Here is a 17108-nt window from a genome sequence, read left to right on the forward strand (position 1 = left end):
CGCGCTAATGAATACCAACTTGCTATGTGCGCCCACGCTTTTAAGTTTTAAGTTTTAAGTTTTAAGTTTTAAGTTTTAAGTTTTAAGTTTGATTGCGTTGGTGTGGGTGTTGAAAGAGAGCATAGTCCATTTGCGATGGCGACGCTTAATCACCTTTTCGCCATTACGGCGAGTCACTTTTTGTCAAACGCGACAAAAAGTAACCAAAAAACGCTGCGCTCCATTCATACGGCCCCTACGCTGCGCTTCGGGGTTCCCTCACTCCGGTCTTGCTCCCGAGAGGACCGCGCTGTAGGCCCCATCCTGGGGCCCAGCGCTTGACAGGCATCCATGCCTGTCACCTCCCTCCGCAAGACCTGCGTTCGGCCTTCTGAAGTCGCGAAGATCAAAAGCAAGATCAAAAGCCAAAGCAAGATCAAGATCAACAGCAACAGCAAAAAGTTGACGATGTAAGGTCAGGAGTTAATACGTGGCGTGCGAGCAGAGTCAGGGTTCGCGTCGTTGCTTCATTAATGTGTGCTTGGCCAGACACTATGGTTAAGTGAGTTTCTGCCTGAAGCATTGCTGACTGAATCGGGGCGGGTTTTCCTTATTTCTATAGGCTAAGCGATGGCGCAGTTAAGATTATGACTTTGATAGTCAGAGGGATGTTCGTTTCTCCCGCTGGGCACGATTTTTTGCAGCACTGGTGTGCCTTAATATGCCTCCATTATGGCATTCGTGCCTCCAGTTCGAATTTCACCTCATTCAAGTTACCTTCGACCTTGTAATAGGCCGTATTGTGGAATTCATAGATCTTATTTAGGGTGCGTAGTTTTACGGATCGGCCCGTAATCTCGTGGACCGCACCCGTACTTCTCGTCACCAAAAAAGGAACTGAATCTTTGCTTTTTTGCAAGGCGGCTTCATGACTGGGCTGGACCTCCATCACGAAGTACCTGTACACGTGAGGGACTGTAGCGCCCCCACCACTGTACCGAAGTTCATAGATGGCGCCGTTCTCTCCGACACGGGACACGGAAATGATTTCATCGGGATCTGGCAAAGTACGGTTGGATGCATAAATGTAGATTATCTGGCCTAGGCAGAGCAGTGTTAATAACCAGAGGCAAATCCTAGTGTTCTTTGGACTTGGCATAATCAATACCTGCTTTAATCCATGCTTGATCTACTGGATCGTCACCGTATGGCGCCTCTGCCCACCAAGCGTCGAAATCCGCTTGCGATGTGCCTGAAACCAACTGTGCAGCCCCCGCAGCTCTTAAAAGGACGGCTTCGGATATCCCGCTTGCAGTACCTGTAGCACCATAATTGAAATTTCCAAAGCTTTCAAACTGCGGGCCCAGCTGCTTGTGGTCCCACTCACCACGATTACGCACTATCTTATAAACCAGCTCAGTAGAAAAGCGGCACCATCATTCTTGAAGTGCTCTTTTTGAGCTTTAGGTACTTCGAGGTTCTGGTCAAGTGATACACCTGGGGTGGAGAAGGATACTGCTCCCGGCTCACCAACCTTAAAAAACAACCCGGGCGCACGCAAGGCAATGAGATAAAGCGAAACATATTCCTATTGATGCTTCTGTGTCTATTCTGTTGTAACAAGAAGAAACGGATACGCATGTAGTTGTGTAGAAGGTTTTCTTCAATGCAGTGTCATGGCCCCTAGCCAAGTATCTAGATGCTTTACAGCGCGTCCCACGATTTATTATTGCAGGCGATAAGTGCACCGTAACTTGGCTGGGTACACGTCACGAAAGCGCGGTGCCCAATTCACACTATTGATGCCGCTAGACAGGTCAGCCGCCTAGCCACTTGGGTCGCCCGCGTGGCCGCGGGCCCATATGGACGGCTCAAAGATTCAGGCCAACAGCCCATCCCCTCACACCCCCTGCGAAAGCACCCGATCAATACAGTCCACAAAATAATCCACACTTGCCCGCGTGGTGCACATCGGCGGTTTGATCTTCAGGATGTTCAGGTAATCGCCCGTCGGCTGCATGAAAATCCCCAGCTCGCGCAGACGGTTACACAGCACCATGGTTTCCTCGGTCGCAGGTTCCAGCGTATCCCGGTCGCGCACCAGTTCCAGCCCCAGATAAAAGCCCGAACCATGCGCCGCACCCGCCAAGGGATGCTTGTCGACCAGCGCTTGAAGGCGGGCCTTGAAATAGCGCCCCGTCTCGCGGGCGTTGTCCCACAGGCCCTCCTGCTGCAACACATCCAGTACCGCCATGCCAATGCGGCAACTGACCGGGCTACCGCCGGCAGAGGAAAAGAAGTAACCCTCAGCCTCCAGCGCCTCGGCGATTTCGCGACGCGTGATTACCACCCCCAGCGGCTGGCCATTGCCCATGCCCTTGGCCATGGTGATGATATCCGGCACCACGCCTTGCTCCTCGAAACCCCAGAAATGTTCCCCTAGACGGCCATAGCCCACCTGCACTTCGTCGGCGATGCATACCCCGCCGCGTGCGCGCACCTTGGCATAGGCCGCTTGCAGGTAGCCCGGCGGCAAGGCAATGCCGCCGGCATTGCCATACACAGGTTCGCAGATGATTCCAGCCAGCTGGCGCCCGCTCGCATCGAGTTCGGCCAGCCGGTTATCGACGTCGCGCAGGTAGTCAGCGGCGCTGTCCGGGCCTCGGAAACGGCCGCGGAACGTGTTTGGGGCTTCGACCGGGTGCACCCAGGCGGGGCGGGTTTCCAGGGCCTGCGGGTTGTCGGCAATGGACGTGGAGATCGCATCGGTCGCCACCGACCAGCCATGGTAGGCCTCCAGTACGCTGAGCATGTCGCGTCCACCGCTGTAGGCCCATGCCAGGCGGATTGCCAGGTCATTGGCTTCAGTACCGCTGTTGACCATGAACACCCGGTCGAATCCGTCGGGCGCCAGGGCCAGCAGGCGTTCGGAGAATTCGGTGACGGCGGCGTAGTGAAAGCGCGAATTGGTGTTGAGCAGCGACCATTGCCGTGCCGACTCGGCCGCCATGCGCGGATGACCATGCCCGAGTACGGCCACGTTGTTGAGCATGTCTAGGTAAGAGCGACCTTGCAGATCGATCAGGTAGTTGCGCCAGCCGCGCTCGATCTGGGGTGGGTCTAGGTAATAATGCTTCTGCGACCGGGCAAAACTGGCCTCGCGTCGAGCCAGTAATGCGTGAGGGTCTGGCAGGGCGTCTGCGTTGCAGTCCAACCTCAGTAAGCCCGCAGGGGAAGGGCACAGGGCCAGCCATGCTGGCGCGCGGGAGGGCGCGGCGAAGAACGGCGGTTCGAGGCTGCTGTCCAGGCATAGCTGGACGCTGAGCCTCTCGCCGCTGTTACCCACTGCATCGCCCTTTCGCAACCATTGCCCATCGGCGGGGGCCTGTGCCAAACCATTGAGCCACAGGTCCCATGAGGAGCTGCGCAAGTACCCGCTCTGTTCATCTACAGACCGCCACGTGCCGTCCTCCGGCGCCTGCACGGCCGTGCCAGGCTCCAGTTTCAGCTCCACCCCCAATGCGCAGGTTGCCGGTTCTTCGCTACGATCGATGTGTGTCTGGGACAAGCGATACTGCCCATGCAACGTGCATGCTGGTGCTGACTGGGCTGCCAGCAGGCGCTGGTCGAACCCTGGCACCTCCCAATTGCCGGCATCGCAGTGCACGCTCAGCACCCCCAAATCGAGGCGGGCGACCGGGTGGCCAGCCACGGTAGGTAGCAGCGGTGCGCAATCAACGAAGCAGGGGGCCGAAGGCGCCGAACCAGCTGCCTGTAAAATGGCGACTTCCATCAGTGCCAACGGTGAGGCCTGCGCAGTCTCGAAAATCTGCCATTCATGGGCGGCGTTATCGCGAATGTACTGGTTACCGGGGTCGATGGCCTGCTGTTGAGCACTGCTGAGCACCAACACGATTGCACGGTTGACCACCAAGGGCCACAACGCGCGTAGTTCTGCCTCGGTCAGCGGATTGACCGCCTGATAGGCACTGACGGCGGCAAGCACTCTGAAAGGGTCACCGTCGGCATGATGCAGCAGCGCTGCGCAGGTCACCGACAGATCGGCAACGCGCCAGGTGCGAACCAGGTCGCCGAAATCGATGAGCCCCTGCAGTTGCCACTGGCGCTGCGCATCTTGAGCCCAGACGGTGTTGTCATCGGTGATGTCCAGGTGCACGGCCTGGATGGGCAACTGCTTCATCAGAGGGGAAAGGCGGATGGCAGCGGCTCGTGCTGCCTCGCTCAGCCGTCCGCGTAGCCTTGGGTCTTCCACCTGTGCCAGCAGGCGGTCAATCAATGCCGGGGCGTGCCTGGGGTCCCATTGCAGCGTGCGTGCCAGACCTTCGTGGTCGAAATCTGCAAGGGCCCTGTCGACCCGCGCGCAAAGCGTGCCCATCGCCTGAATCACAGGGGCTGGAAGCCACCCGCATCGGGTCAAGGGCTGTCCTTGCAAGTACTCCAAGACCCGGACCCTCAGCGCTTGCCCTTCTATATCCAGTGTCAGCAGGGTGTGGCCAGTCTTTGCGGCAACCACCGAAGGCACTGGCAAGCCCTGGTCACGCAGCACACCCAGCGCAGCATGCTGGGCGTGCAGCTCTGGCTCGGCATAGCTGGCGTGGCACGCCTTGAGCACGAACTTGCCCTGGCCAGTATCCATAAGCACATTCAGATCCTGTTGACTGCCAAGCGGCTGTAGTTCGCCGCAGAGGCCGTAATGCTCCGAGAGCAGTTCACGTGCCTGGGAGGGTGCTAGACAGGGCGCTGGCAGGCTCACACGTTCTGTGATCTGGCGAAGGACGGTGGCGGCATCATGAAGACGTGTAGGCATGGGTCGTACCGGGTCATAAGGAGATTGACGTTATTTATGCGCGTTCTGGGCGATGAAGAAAGACGATTGTCTTCAGTTTTTCTGAAAACGCTTCACGCGGCAGCGCGGAGCAAAGGCCCTTGTATTGCACCTGTACACAGGTGATTTCTTGTACAGAAAGGTGATATCTGGATGATGGCGTCCTATGCCGCGCCTTCGTCCCGTTCAATCACATTTATTAAGCCTGTCTATAGGAACGACCGCCGTATCTTCGAGTCGAAACGGCATCAGGGACGTGATGGACAGACCCCAGGCATCCTTTGGACCGCGCTGTGGGCCTGTACAAGTATTGACTGATCTGTCACACGTAAGCAGTGACAGTACGCTGGTGCTGACGCACCCCACCCTCAGGTGACCCCATGTTCAATCGGCAACTCAAAGCTACCTTGGCCGCCCGCGAAACCGAACTGGCTACGCTTCGCCAGCGCCTGGACGTTTTGGAAAACGGCGCATTCTTGCGCCTTGATGCACAACGTCGCGCTCTCGAATGCAGCCCGGCGTTCGCCACTGCCTTGGGCGTTTCGCCCGAAGCGGTGGTAGGGCAGCCACTCGGGAACTGGCTGGCGGCGCCGGCGCAAGAAAGCCAGGCACTGCTGGAGGCCCTGTTACGCTCCAGCGCCATCATCCAGTTCGACCTTGAGGGCAAGGTGCTGGCCGCCAACCCCAACTTCCTGACGGCGTTGGGTTACCGCCTGGACGAAGTGGTGGGGCAGCATCACCGCATGTTCTGCAGCCCTGATGAGGTCAAGGGCGAGGCATACAGCAGCTTTTGGCGCACCCTCAACGCAGGTCGCTACGTGACCGGGCGTTTCAGGCGCCTGGACCGCCACGGGCATGAGGTCTGGCTCGAGGCCAGCTACAACCCGGTCAGCGATGCCAGCGGCAAGCTGGTGAGGGTGGTCAAGTTCGCTTCCTTGGTGACCGACCAGGTGCAGCGTGAAGAGGCCGTCAAGCAAGCGGCGCAGGTGGCGCTGGAGGTGTCGCTGCAAACCGATGGCAGCGCCAGCGAAGGGGTCGTGGTCATGCAGGAAGAGGGGCAGTCCATGCAGGGGGTCGCGCGTCAACTGCAGTCGGCCGGTGACACCATCAGCGCGCTCGGCCAGCAATCGACGGTGATCAGTGCCATCGTCCAGACCATTGGCGCCATTGCATCGCAAACCAACTTGTTGGCGCTCAACGCAGCCATCGAGGCGGCGCGGGCGGGTGATCAGGGGCGTGGCTTCGCCGTGGTGGCAGACGAGGTGCGCAAACTGGCCGGTCGTACCAGCGCGGCCACGGCGGAAATCGATGCGGTGGTGGCACGTAACCAAGCGTTGGTGACCCAGGCCGTGGGCGAAGTGCAAAGCAGCCGTGCCGAAGCGGCCAATGGCCTGCAGCTGGCTGACCATGCAGGGCATGTAATCAGCAGTATCCAGGAAGGCGCCAAGCGCGTGGTCGGCGCTGTCGAGCGGGTCAGCAAGGACCTGCGTTAGCGTCCTGCAGGTCAGGGCGCAGTGTGAAACGCCCGCCGCCGCCTGACAGCGTGTCAAACCGACGCGCCCTGTAGAAGAGCGCGTCGGGCCGGGACACGGTTAACGCGCCGTGGGCGTTAACGGGCTTCAGGCTGCAAGAACGCGGCCTCCAGCAGTTGCTGGGTGTAGGGGTGTTGCGGGGCCTGAAAGATGGTTTGAGCATCCCCTTGCTCGACCACATGGCCTTGCTTGATCACCATCAGCTGATGGCTCAAAGCCTTGACCACTGCCAGGTCGTGACTGATGAACAGGTAGGTGAGGTTGTATTTCTGCTGCAGGTTGCGCAGCAGCTCAACCACCTGGCGCTGTACCGTCCGGTCCAGCGCGGAGGTGGGCTCGTCCAGCAGGATCAGCGCCGGCTTGAGCACCAGGGCTCTGGCGATCGCGATGCGCTGGCGCTGGCCGCCTGAGAACTCATGGGGGTAGCGATGGCGCGTCTGCGGGTCGAGTCCGACCTCCTGCAGCGCTGCGATGATGGCGGCTTCCTGTTCCTGGGCGGTCCCGATACGGTGGATGCGCAGGCCTTCACCCACAATCTCGGCCACGCTCATGCGCGGGCTGAGGCTGCCGAACGGGTCCTGGAATACCACCTGCATTTCCCGGCGCAGGGGGCGTACGGCTTGCTGGTTCAGCCCTTGCAGGTCTTTCCCGTGGAAGCGGATGCCACCTTGGCTCCCGATCAAGCGCAGAATCGCCAGGCCCAGGGTCGACTTGCCTGAGCCCGACTCGCCCACGATGCCCAGGGTCTGCCCCTGGGGCAGGCTGAAATTGATACCGTCCACGGCTTTGACGTGGTCGACGGTGCGGCGCAGCAAGCCTTTCTTGATCGGAAACCACACCCTCAGGTCATCCACTGCCAGCAGTGGCGAGCCGGGGGTGTTGTGCGCCGGCAAACCGCTGGGTTCGGCGTTGATCAGCATCTGTGTATACGGGTGCTGTGGGGCATCGAATAGCGTGGCGCAGTCGGCTTGTTCGACGATCTGCCCCTGCTGCATCACGCACACCCGGTGCGCGATTCGCCGTACCAGGTTCAGGTCATGGCTGATCAACAACAAGGCCATGCCCAGGCGCGCCTGCAGCGCCTTGAGCAGGTCAAGCACCTTGAGTTGCACGGTCACGTCCAGCGCGGTGGTCGGTTCGTCTGCAATCAACAATTCTGGCTCGTTGGCCAACGCCATGGCGATCATCACACGTTGACGTTGCCCGCCCGAGAGTTCATGGGGTAGGGCCTTGAGGCGCTTGCGCGGCTCTGGGATGCCGACCATCTCCAGTAACTCAAGGGTGCGAGCGGTGGCCTGCTTGCCGGTCAGCCCCTTGTGGATGAGCAGAATTTCGTTGATCTGCTTTTCGATGCAGTGCAGCGGGTTGAGCGAGGTCATCGGCTCCTGGAAGATCATCGCGATACGGTCGCCACGAATGCGCTGCATGCTCTTTTCGTTCTGCTGCAGCAAATCCTTGCCTTGGTAGCGGATCGTGCCACCGGGATGACGCGCCAGGGGGTAGGGCAGCAAGCGCAGGATCGAGTGGGCAGTCACCGACTTGCCCGAACCGCTTTCTCCGACCAGCGCCAGCGTTTCACCTTTGCGGATGTCGAAGCTGATGCCGTCGACCACCCGGTTGGTGTGCTCGCCGGTCACGAACTCGACGGCAAGGTCACGCACTTCGATCAGGTTTTCTTCGCTCATGTCACTTCCTCGGGTCGAAGGCGTCGCGGGCGGACTCGCCGATGAATACCAGCAGGCTCAGCATCACGGCCAGCACGGCAAATGCGCTGATGCCCAGCCACGGCGCCTGCAGGTTGGACTTGCCCTGCGCAACCAATTCGCCAAGCGACGGAGCGCCCGGAGGCAGGCCGAAGCCGAGAAAGTCCAACGCGGTCAGCGTGCCGATCGCGCCGGTGAGAATGAACGGCATGAACGTCATGGTCGAGATCATGGCATTGGGCAGGATATGCCGGTACATGATCGCGCCGTTGCGCATGCCCAGTGCGCGCGCGGCGCGAACGTACTCCAGGTTGCGTCCGCGCAGGAATTCGGCGCGGACCACGTCCACCAGGCTCATCCAGGAAAACAGCAGCATGATGCCCAGCAACCACCAGAAATTGGGCTGCACGAAGCTGGCCAGGATGATCAGCAGGTAGAGCACTGGCAAGCCGGACCAGATTTCCAGGAAGCGTTGCCCAGCCAGGTCCACCCAGCCACCATAGAACCCCTGCAAGGCACCGGCGATCACGCCGATGATGGAGCTGAGCACGGTCAGGGTCAGGGCGAACAGTACCGAAATGCGGAACCCGTAGATCACCCGTGCCAACACGTCGCGCCCTTGATCATCGGTGCCCAGCCAGTTGTCAGCTGAGGGGGGAGCGGGGGCGGGCACGCGCAGGTCGTAGTTGATGCTCTGGTAGCTGAACGGTATGGGTGCCCACAGCACGAAGCTGTCCTTCTTGGCCAGCAGGTCACGCACGTAGGGGCTCTTGTAGTTGGCTTCCAGCGGGAACTCACCGCCAAACGTGGTTTCCGGGTAACGCTTGAAGGCAGGGAAGTACCACTGGCCGTCGTACTGCACGGCAATGGGCTTGTCGTTGGCGATGAGCTCGGCGCCCAGGCTCAGCCCGAACAGGATCAGGAACAGCCACAGCGACCACCAGCCACGGCGGTTGGCCTTGAAACGCTCGAAGCGACGACGGTTCAGGGGGGACAAGGCCATGTCAGTGCTCCCGGCTGGCAAAGTCGATGCGTGGATCGACCAAGGTGTAGGTCAGGTCGCCGATCAGTTTCACCACCAGCCCCAGGAGGGTGAAGATGAACAGGGTGCCGAAGACCACCGGGTAATCGCGGTTGATGGCCGCTTCGAAACTCATCAGGCCCAGCCCGTCGAGGCTGAAGATCACCTCGATCAGCAGCGAGCCTGTGAAGAAGATGCCGATGAACGCCGAGGGAAAGCCTGCGATCACCAACAACATGGCATTACGGAACACGTGGCCGTACAGCACCCGTGACCGGCTCAGGCCCTTGGCCTTGGCGGTGACCACGTACTGCTTGTTGATCTCGTCGAGAAAGCTGTTCTTGGTCAGCAGCGTCATGGTGGCAAAGTTGCCAATCACCAGGGCCGTGATCGGCAACACCAAGTGCCAGAAATAATCGAGGACCTTGCCCGTGGTGCTCAGCTCATCGAAGTTGTTGGAGGTCAGGCCGCGCAGTGGGAACCAGTCGAAGTAGCTGCCGCCGGCGAACAGGACGATCAGCAGGATCGCGAACAGGAACGCCGGGATGGCATAGCCCACGATGATCGCCGAGCTGGTCCACACATCGAAGTGACTGCCGTGTCTGACCGCCTTGGCGATCCCCAAGGGGATCGAGATCAGGTACATGATCAACGTGCTCCACAGTCCCAGCGAGATCGATACCGGCATCTTCTCCAGGATCAGGTCGATGACCTTGGCGTCACGGAAGAAGCTGTCGCCAAAATCCAGCCGGGCATAGTTCTTGATCATGATCCACAGGCGTTCGGGCGGCGATTTGTCGAAGCCGTACATGCGCTCGATCTCCGCCACCAGCGCAGGGTCCAGGCCTTGGGCACCCCGGTAGTTGGAGCCGGCCACCGACACCTCGGCGCCCCCACCTGCGATTCGGCTGGTGGCGCCTTCAAACCCTTCGAGCTTGGCGATCATTTGCTCTACGGGCCCGCCAGGAGCGGCCTGGACGATGATGAAGTTGATGATCAGGATGCCGAACAATGTGGGGATGATCAGCAGCAGTCGCCGCAGGATATAGGCCAGCATGTCAGTTGGCCTCGCCGGCAGTGGCCTGGCTTGCCTTGGGCGGTGTGCCGGGCTTGATCCACCAGGTGTCGATGCCGATGTCGTACTTGGGCGAAACCTTGGGGTGACCGATGTGGTTCCAATAGGCCACGCGCCAGGTCTTGATGTGCCAGTTCGGAATCACGTAGTAGCCCCACAGCAATACCCGGTCCAGGGCGCGGCAGTGGTCGATCAGGCTCTGGCGCGACTCGGCGTTGATCAGGCCATCGACCAGTTGGTCGATGGCAGGGTCACGCAGGCCGATGAAATTGCGGCTGCCGGGGTTGTCGGCGGCCGCGCTGGACCAGAATTCCCGTTGCTCGTTGCCAGGGGAGTTGGACTGGGGGTAGCCGCCGACAATCATGTCGTAGTCGCGCGAGCGCAGGCGGGTGATGTACTGAGACACATCAACCCGGCGGATGTTTAGCTCAATACCCAGGTCCGCGAGGTTGCGCTTGAAGGGCAGCAAAACCCGCTCAAACTCGGTCTGGGCAAGCAGAAACTCGATGCTGACCGGCTGGCCGTTGGTGTCGACCATCTTGTCGTCGACGATTTTCCAGCCCGCTTCCTGCAGCAACTTGTAGGCTTGGCGCTGCTGCTCCCGGATCATGCCGCTGCCGTCGCTGACAGGGTTATGGAAGGCCTGGGTGAAGACCTGCTCAGGCACCTGGCTGCGCACCGGCTCGAGGATTTTGAGCTCGCCAGGGCCGGGCAGGCCACGGGCCGCCATCTCTGAATTCTCGAAGTAACTGCCGGTGCGCGTATAGGCGCCGTTGAACAGCTGCTTGTTGGTCCATTCGTAGTCCAGCAGCAGGCTCAGCGCCTTGCGCACGCGTATATCCTGGAAGACCGGCCGGCGGATGTTGAAGATGAAGCCCTGCATGCCGGTGGGGTTGCCATTGGGCAGCTCCTCCTTGATCAGGCGGCCATCGCGCACGGCCGGCACGTTGTAGGCTGTGGCCCAGTTCTTGGCGCTGACCTCCAGCGCATAGTCGAAGGCGCCGGCCTTCAGTGCCTCCAGCGCAACCGTAGTGTCGCGGTAGGAATCGAAGGTCATGGCGTCGAAATTGTAGAAACCACGGTTGATGGGCAAGTCCTTGGCCCAATAGTCCTTGACCCGCTCATAGCGCACCGAGCGCCCGGCCTTGACCTCGGCCACCTTGTAGGGCCCGCTGCCCAGCGGAATTTCCAGGTTGCCGCGGTTGAAGTCGCGCTGCGCGTACCAATGCTTGGGCAGCACGGGCAACTGGCCGAGAATCAGCGGCAGTTCACGGTTGCCCTTGTGCTTGAACTTGAACACGACCTTGAGCGGGTCTTCGGCGACCACCTCGGCCACGTCCGCGTAGTACTGGCGGTACAGAGGGGCACCGTCCTTCATCAGCGCATTGAAGGTGAACACCACGTCTTCGGCGCGCATGGGATGGCCATCGTGGAACCGCGCCTCGGGGCGCAGGTAGAAGCGCACCCAGCTGTTGTCAGGCGCCTTCTCGATCTGTCGAGCGACCAGACCATATTCGGTGAAAGGCTCGTCCAGGCTCTGGCGCATCAAGGTGTCGTAGATGATGCTGATGTTTTCGGCCGATACCCCCTTGTTGATGAAGGGGTTGAGGCTGTCGAACCCACCAAAGCTGGACTGGCGGAAGGTGCCACCCTTGGGAGCGTCCGGGTTTACGTAATCGAAGTGCTTGAAATCCGCTGGGTATTTGGGCGGCTCGTCGTACAGGGTGAGTGCGTGCTGCGGCGCTGCCAGCGCGGGAAGGCTCAGGCAGGCCAGCAACAGGCTGCCGGCCAGCCGGCGCAAGGAATGCGTGGGCGTCATTGGGCTTTCTCCGAAGTCTTGATCCACCAGCTGTTCAGCCCGAGGGTATAGGGCGGCGTGGTGACGAAGCCGAACCGATTGCGGTAGGCCAGGCGGTGGTTGTCGAGGTACCAGTTGGGAATCATGTAGTGCTGCCATGACAGCACGCGGTCCAGCGCTCGCGCCGCTGCCACCTGGTCATCACGGGTGCGCGCCGCCAGCAAGGTGTCGAGCAGATGATCGACCACAGGGTCGTCAACCCCGGCGTAGTTCTTGCTGCCTTTGGTGGCCGCCTGGCTTGAATGGACGTACAGCCACTGCTCGAGGCCCGGGCTCAGGGTCTGGTTCAGGGTCATCAGAATCATGTCGAAGTCGAACTGGTCCAGTCGCTGTTTGTACTGGGCGCGGTCCACGGTTCGCAAGCGCGCGTCTACACCGATGCTGGAGAGGTTTTCGACATACGGCTGCAGGATGCGTTCCAGGTTGGGGTTTACCAGCAGCACTTCCATACGCAGCGGTTGGCCCTTGCTGTCGACCAGGCGCTGCCCCTTCAGCGTCCAACCGGCCTCCGCCAGCAAGGCCAGGGCCTTGCGCAACGTCTGCCGGTCGATCCCCCGCCCGTTCGTGCGGCTGACCTGGTAGGGTTCGGTGAACAGCTTGGCCGGAAGCTGATCGCGAAACGGGGCCAGCAACAGCCATTCCTTGCCCTGGGGCAGGCCGGCGGCTGCGAATTCGCTGTTGGGGTAATAACTGGTCGAACGGCGGTAGGCGCTGCTGAACAGCGCACGGTTGGTCCACTCGAAATCGAACATCAGGCCCAGCGCCTGGCGCACCCGTGGATCGCTGAAGGTGGCCCGACGGCTGTTCATGAACAGGCCTTGGGTCTGGGTCGGGATGCGGTGGGGGATCTGCGCCTTGATCACCTCGCCGCGCCGTACGGCGGGGAAGGTGTAGCCGTTGGCCCAGTTCTTGGCCTGATGCTCGATGTAGATGTCGAACTCGCCTGCCTTGAAGGCTTCGAAGGCAACGGTCGAGTCGCGGTAGAACTCGTACTCGACACGGTCGACGTTGTACTTGCCGCGATTGACGGCCAGGTCCTTGCCCCAGTAGTTCTTGACGCGCTCGAACACCAGGCGCCGGCCTGGCACTACCTGGGTCACCCGGTAGGGCCCGCTGCCCAGCGGCGGCTCGAAGGTGGTGGCCTTGAAGTCGCGCGTGCGCCAGTAATGCTGGGGCAGAACCGGCATTTCCCCAAGGCGCAGGATCAGCAGCGGGTTGCCGGCACGCTTGAACACGAAGCGGATACGAAGCGGACCGAGAATGTCCACCCGCTGCACTTCCTGCAGGTTGGTCCGGTAAAGCGGATGGCCTTCCTTGAGCAGTGTGCGGAAGGAGAAGGCCACGTCTGCCGACGTGATGGGCTTGCCATCGTGCCAGCGGGCTTGCGGACGCAGGTTGAACACCACCCAGCTGCGGTCCTGGCTGTATTCGACCGAGCGGGCGATCAGCCCATAACTGGAGGTCGGCTCATCGCCCGAGGGGTCGTACTGGCCGGTGCCCACCATGAGGGTTTCGTTGAGTTCGTTGACCCCATACTGTTGAAAGTTGGGCGTGCTCACCGGGCTCGTACCCTTGAAGGTATAGGGGTTGAGGGTGTCGAACGTACCGAAGGCCATCGCCCGCAAGGTGCCACCTTTGGGGGCTTGCGGGTTGACCCAGTCGAAATGGGTGAACGAGGCCGGGTACTTGAGCGTGCCGAACTGCGCGTAACCGTGGCTCTCGCTCACGGTTGCGACGGCGGGAAAGCTCAAGGCCAGGCTGAGTGTAAGAAGGAGGGGACGTATCAAGTCGGCATCCGATCCAAAGGCATTGGGCTTTGATCGGGCTACAGTAACAGTTTGCACTGGCGCGGCAAGCGCCAAACGGCAAGAAAACACAGGTACGCGCACGTACGGGTGTCTCCTTGCCGCCAGGGTCAGTGGCCGACGTAGACGGTCAGGGTCTGGCCTGGTTTCAGCGCATGGCCGCTGCGCGGGTTCCAGCGCTTGAGGTGGGTCATCTCGACATTGAAGCGTTTGGCCACCAGATACAGCGAATCGCCCTTGCGCACCTTGTATTGAGTGGTGCGTTTTGCCGAACTGGCGACCCGGTTGGCGGCGCCACTGGAGGCTTTGCCGCCGCGCAGGGCTAGCACCTGGCCTGCCCGCAGGCTGCTACCCGAAAGGCGGTTCCAGCGCTTGATGTCCGCAATGGACACACGGTTGGCCTTGGCGATGGCCCCCAGGTTGTCACCACGCCTGACCTTGTAGCTGCGCGCAGCCACGGGCGCCTTGGCTTCGGCCACGGCGCGAGCGAAAGCGGCCTTGGGCGGCTGAAGAGTGACCAACTGCTCGGGGTTGAGGTTGGAGAGGCTGGCCGAGAGCAACTGCGCCTTGGCCGTGGGTACCAGCAACTGCTTCGGGCCATCGACCGTCATGCGCTTTTTAAAGGCTGGGTTCAGCTGGATGAGTTCGTCTTCGTCGATGTCGGCGAAGGCAGCCACCCGCGTCAGGTCGAGCCGGTCGTTGATCGCGACGGCTTCGAAGTACGGTTCGTTGGCAATCGGCGTCAGGTTCACGCCGTAGGCTTCAGGCGTGGAAACTACCTGTGACAAGGCCAGCAGTTTCGGCACATAGTCACGGGTTTCCTGAGGCAGCGGCAGATTCCAGTAGTCGGTGGGCAAGCCCAGCTTCTCGTTGCGCTCCATTGCCCGACTGACCGTGCCTTCCCCAGCGTTGTAGGCCGCCAGCGCCAGCAACCAGTCGCCGTTGAACATGTCGTGCAGGCGGGTCAGGTAGTCAAGCGCGGCGTTGGTCGAAGCGGTGACATCGCGGCGCCCGTCATAGAAGTTGGTCTGGCGCAGGTTGAAGTGCCGGCCGGTGGCTGGCATGAATTGCCACATGCCGGCTGCACTGGCGCGTGAGTAGGCCATAGGGTTGTAGGCGCTCTCGATCGCCGGCAGCAGGGCCAACTCCAGTGGCATGCCGCGCTCTTCGAGGCGTTCGACGATGTAGTGCAGGTAGAGGCTGCCGCGCTCGCCAGCACTTTCGATGAACGTCGGGTTACTGGCAAACCACAGGCGCTGCTGATCGATGCGCGGGTTGACGTCGCGGTACTCCTGGAGCACGAAGCCCTGGCGCATGCGTTCCCAGACATCCCGAGGCGCTTGCTCGACCGGCTTGACCAGCAACGGCGCGGGTCTTGGCTTGATTCGCGCTTGCTGGCTGTGCGCGCGGACGCTATCGGCTTCGTCGAGCTGACGTGTGCTCTGGCAGCCCACCAAGGTGGCGGCCAGCGCGAGCGCACTGACCTGGGCCAGGCGCGTCAGCGCGACGGAATGAGAGGTTCTGCGGCTTCGGGAAGACATCGGCGGGCACAGGTATCCGGGCAAAAAATTTCGGCGATTCTAGGAACCGCTCCGGACCGGGTCAACCTCTGACCGCCACTTGCGATATATCTTGGGGTTATCAGAAGCTATCTTTCCAAGACCTCAAGGCAGCAAAAACAGCGACATGCGAGGTGTTGGAATGTCCCTTCCATTCGTCTGCTTTTTGTTTAACAGATGTTTCAGCGGTGCGCAGGAAAGGGTTGGTCAGCCGTTCCAGGGCAATGGTGGTGGGCAACGTGATGCGGTCTTGCGCACGCAGACGGGAAACCGCTTCGAAGCGCTCCAATACATCTTCATTGTCAGGTTCCACGGCCTTGGCGAAACGCAGGTTGCTCAAGGTGTATTCATGGGCGCAGTACACCAGGGTCTCGGCTGGCAGGGCTGCCAGGCGGGCCAGGGCCGGTTGCATCTGCTCGGCAGTGCCCTCGAACATGCGCCCGCACCCAGCTGCGAACAGGGTGTCGCCACTGAACAGTACAGGTGTAGCCGCGCCACCGTTGAAGAACGCAATATGCCCCAGCGTGTGGCCTGGCACGGCAAGCACGTCATACACCTCTCCCAGCACCGTGACCTGATCGCCATCGTCCAGTGCCACATCCCTGCACGGGATGCGCTCGTTGGCCGGGCCGTGTACGTGCGCGCCAGTCAACGCCTTGAGCCGCTCCACACCGCCCACATGGTCATTGTGGTGATGAGTGATGAGCATGTCGGTCAGCTGCCACCCCGGGTGAGCGACGAGCCACCGTTCTACCGGGCCGGCATCGCCAGGGTCGACCACCGCGCAGCGGCGTTTGGCAGTATCCTGTAACAACCAGATGTAATTGTCCGAGAAAGCGGGCAACGCTTCGATCTGTATCATGGTGGGAATCCGATTCGCCTTGCTTGGCACATGAAGGCATCTTAGCCGCGATGGCGCGGTGGGAGAACCTTCCGAGGAATTGCACAATGACCGACCAAGCCTTCGCCCAGGCCGACCCGGACTGGGTCAAGCTGATCAGCCTGGCCCGTGAGTGGTTTCAGGGCCCGCTCGGCCAGTTGATGCTGCACGAAGAACAGAAGCTGCTGGAGGAAGAGCTGGGGCGCTTCTTCGGTGGCTACCTGGTGCACTACGGCCCCTGCGCCGATGCCCCGCCCAGTGCGCCGAAGGTCCAGCGCAACGTGCGCCTCGGCGCACCGCTGCCGGGGGTGGAGATCGTCTGCGAGGAACAAGCCTGGCCGTTGAGCGAGCACGCGGCCGATGTGGTGGTGTTGCAGCATGGGCTGGATTTCAGCCTGTCGCCCCATGGGCTGTTGCGTGAGGCCGCCAGCGCCGTGCGCCCCGGCGGCCACCTGCTGGTCGTCGGGATCAACCCGTGGAGCAGCTGGGGAGTGCGTCACCTGTTCAGCCGTGGCGCTTTGCGCAAGGCTCGCTGCATCTCGCCTTCGCGACTGGGTGACTGGCTCAATCTACTGGGCTTTGCCTTGGAGAAACGTCGCTTCGGGTGCTATCGTCCGCCGCTTGCTTCGCCTGCCTGGCAGCAGCGCCTGCAAGGGTGGGAACGCATGGCGGGCGGTTGGCAGAGCGCTGGCGGCGGTGTCTATGTGCTGGTGGCGCGCAAGATGGTCGTGGGCCTGCGGCCGCTGCGGCCCCAGCGTCGCGAGCCGATGGGCAAGTTACTGCCGTTGCCATTGGCCAAGGTCAACCGCACCTCGGCGACCCCCGATCCCGATAAGCAGTGAATACGAGT

Annotated in this window: 10 protein-coding genes and 2 pseudogenes; 3 read left to right on the forward strand and 9 right to left on the reverse strand. The window is 61.1% G+C overall.

The genetic code is table 11. The features are described 5' to 3' along the window. Window positions 1-1115 precede the first annotated feature (1115 nt). On the reverse strand, window positions 1116-1379 hold the full coding sequence (locus ACF8E5_RS10235; protein ID WP_392475230.1) for a polymorphic toxin type 44 domain-containing protein: 264 nt from the start codon (window positions 1377-1379) through the stop codon (window positions 1116-1118). 500 nt (window positions 1380-1879) lie between these two features. Next, the gene (locus ACF8E5_RS10240) at window positions 1880-4807 is read right to left on the reverse strand and encodes an aminotransferase (RefSeq protein WP_392475231.1); all 2928 of its coding nucleotides are present in this window, start codon (window positions 4805-4807) and stop codon (window positions 1880-1882) included. 398 nt (window positions 4808-5205) lie between these two features. Between ACF8E5_RS10240 and ACF8E5_RS10245 the strand changes: the two are divergent. Both ACF8E5_RS10245 and ACF8E5_RS10250 read left to right on the forward strand, forming a co-directional pair. Then, window positions 5206-5781, forward strand: a pseudogene (locus ACF8E5_RS10245) (PAS domain-containing protein); the annotation flags it as partial. 126 nt (window positions 5782-5907) lie between these two features. Continuing rightward, window positions 5908-6318 (forward strand): annotated as a pseudogene (locus ACF8E5_RS10250) (methyl-accepting chemotaxis protein); the annotation flags it as partial. Between the two features lie 116 nt (window positions 6319-6434). On the opposite strand, the gene ACF8E5_RS10255 reads toward ACF8E5_RS10250, so the two are convergent. From ACF8E5_RS10255 to gloB, 7 genes are all read right to left on the reverse strand, one after another. After that, the gene (locus ACF8E5_RS10255; protein ID WP_196125879.1) at window positions 6435-8042 is read right to left on the reverse strand and encodes an ABC transporter ATP-binding protein; all 1608 of its coding nucleotides are present in this window, start codon (window positions 8040-8042) and stop codon (window positions 6435-6437) included. Window position 8043: 1 nt separating this feature from the next. After that, window positions 8044-9063 (reverse strand): ABC transporter permease, encoded by a 1020-nt coding sequence (locus ACF8E5_RS10260; RefSeq protein ID WP_058605100.1) that lies wholly within the window; start codon window positions 9061-9063, stop codon window positions 8044-8046. Window position 9064: 1 nt separating this feature from the next. After that, window positions 9065-10138 (reverse strand): microcin C ABC transporter permease YejB, encoded by a 1074-nt coding sequence (locus tag ACF8E5_RS10265; protein ID WP_023534831.1) that lies wholly within the window; start codon window positions 10136-10138, stop codon window positions 9065-9067. A gap of 1 nt (window position 10139) precedes the next feature. After that, entirely contained in the window at window positions 10140-11975 is a 1836-nt protein-coding gene (locus tag ACF8E5_RS10270) for an extracellular solute-binding protein (protein ID WP_392475232.1), read from the reverse strand. Then, window positions 11972-13801, reverse strand: coding sequence for an extracellular solute-binding protein (locus ACF8E5_RS10275; RefSeq protein ID WP_392475233.1), 1830 nt, complete (start codon window positions 13799-13801; stop codon window positions 11972-11974). Before ACF8E5_RS10275 ends, ACF8E5_RS10270 begins: the two co-directional genes overlap by 4 nt. A gap of 128 nt (window positions 13802-13929) precedes the next feature. Next, window positions 13930-15360 (reverse strand): lytic transglycosylase domain-containing protein, encoded by a 1431-nt coding sequence (locus ACF8E5_RS10280; RefSeq protein ID WP_196141512.1) that lies wholly within the window; start codon window positions 15358-15360, stop codon window positions 13930-13932. 100 nt (window positions 15361-15460) lie between these two features. Then, the gene (gloB, locus tag ACF8E5_RS10285; RefSeq protein ID WP_196186358.1) at window positions 15461-16240 is read right to left on the reverse strand and encodes a hydroxyacylglutathione hydrolase; all 780 of its coding nucleotides are present in this window, start codon (window positions 16238-16240) and stop codon (window positions 15461-15463) included. A gap of 86 nt (window positions 16241-16326) precedes the next feature. Between gloB and ACF8E5_RS10290 the strand changes: the two genes are divergently transcribed. Further along, window positions 16327-17100 carry a class I SAM-dependent methyltransferase gene (locus ACF8E5_RS10290; RefSeq protein WP_058639801.1) on the forward strand — a complete coding sequence of 258 codons (774 nt, stop codon included), beginning with the start codon at window positions 16327-16329 and terminating at the stop codon, window positions 17098-17100. Window positions 17101-17108 lie beyond the last annotated feature (8 nt).

Source organism: Pseudomonas sp. WSY_20 (assembly GCF_043104335.1).
Taxonomy (GTDB): Bacteria; Pseudomonadota; Gammaproteobacteria; order Pseudomonadales; family Pseudomonadaceae; genus Aquipseudomonas; species Aquipseudomonas parafulva_B.